Source organism: Mesorhizobium sp. LMG 17147 (assembly GCF_024297145.1).
Lineage (GTDB): Bacteria > Pseudomonadota > Alphaproteobacteria > Rhizobiales > Rhizobiaceae > Mesorhizobium.
In genome coordinates, this window is the sequence record NZ_JANCTC010000050.1 from 1 (window position 1) to 1,473 (window position 1,473).

Annotated in this window: 2 protein-coding genes; both read left to right on the top strand. The window is 63.6% G+C overall.

Annotated features, from left to right (window positions below; all coding sequences use genetic code 11):
- A partial coding sequence (locus NMG46_RS29490; protein WP_254820777.1) for a zinc-binding dehydrogenase occupies positions 1–948 on the top strand: 948 nt, incomplete at its 5' end.
- Positions 949–1,018: 70 nt separating this feature from the next.
- On the top strand, positions 1,019–1,473 hold a 455-nt coding region (gene gfa, locus NMG46_RS29495; protein ID WP_254820778.1), incomplete at its 3' end, for an S-(hydroxymethyl)glutathione synthase.

Sequence of the window (1,473 nt, forward strand, 5' to 3'; positions counted from 1 at the left end):
GGCCATGAGGGCGCCGGCATCGTCGTCGATATCGGCAAGGGCGTCACCTCGGTCAGGAAGGGCGACCATGTCATCCCGCTCTATACGCCGGAATGCCGGCAGTGCCCGTCCTGCCTGTCGCGCAAGACCAATCTGTGCACCGCCATCCGTGCCACCCAGGGACAGGGCCTGATGCCCGACGGCACCTCGCGCTTCTCGATCGGCAAGGACAGGCTGTTCCACTATATGGGCTGCTCGACCTTTTCCAACTTCACCGTGCTGCCCGAGATCGCGGTGGCCAAGGTCAATGCCGACGCGCCCTTCGACAAGATCTGCTACATCGGCTGCGGCGTCACCACCGGCATCGGTGCTGTGATCAACACGGCCAAGGTCGAGCAAGGCGCGACGGCGGTCGTCTTCGGCCTCGGCGGCATCGGCCTCAACGTCATCCAGGGCCTGCGCCTGGCCGGCGCCGACATGATCATCGGCGTCGACCTGAACAACGACAAGAAGCAATGGGGCGAGAAGTTCGGCATGACGCATTTCGTCAATCCGAAGGAGATCGACGGCGACATCGTGGCCCATCTCGTCAACATGACCAAGCGCGGCGCCGACCAGATCGGCGGCGCCGACTACACCTTCGACTGCACCGGCAACACCAAGGTCATGCGCCAGGCGCTTGAAGCGTCGCATCGCGGCTGGGGCAAGTCGGTCATCATCGGCGTTGCCGGCGCCGGCCAGGAGATCTCGACGCGGCCGTTCCAGCTGGTCACCGGCCGCACCTGGATGGGCACCGCCTTCGGCGGCGCGCGCGGCCGCACCGACGTGCCGAAGATCGTCGACTGGTACATGGCCGGCAAGATCGAGATCGATCCGATGATCACCCACACGCTGAAGCTCGAGGACATCAACAAGGGCTTCGACCTGATGCATGAAGGCAAGTCGATCAGGAGCGTGGTGGTTTACTGAGGAGGAGAAAGCCGCCGGCTAACCAGCCAGCGGCCGACAATGCACATATTCAACACGGGAGGAGACAAAAATGCCGGAAAAACTGCACCCTAAAATCGACAATGGACTGCCCCGGGAAAAGCCCGACTTTGCCGGCGGCACGCTGGTCTGCGCCTGCACCAGCAACCCGGTCAAGGTGAAGGTCAAGGGCCAGATCGCCCACAATCATGCCTGCGGCTGCACCAAATGCTGGAAGCCGCAAGGCGCGCTGTTCTCGGTCGTGGCGGTTGCCGGTACAAACGACGTGACGGTGACCGAAAACGGCGACAAGCTGAAGGTGGTCGATCCGGGCGCGCTGATCCTGCGCCATGCCTGCACCGGCTGCGGCGTCCACATGCACGGCCCGGTCGAGCGCGACCACGCTTTCAAGGGGCTGTCCTTCATCCATCCGGAACGCTTCCAGGAGGATGGCTGGTCGCCTCCGGGCTTCACCGCCTTTGTCTCGTCGATCATCGAATCCGGTGTCGATCCGAGCCGCATGGATGG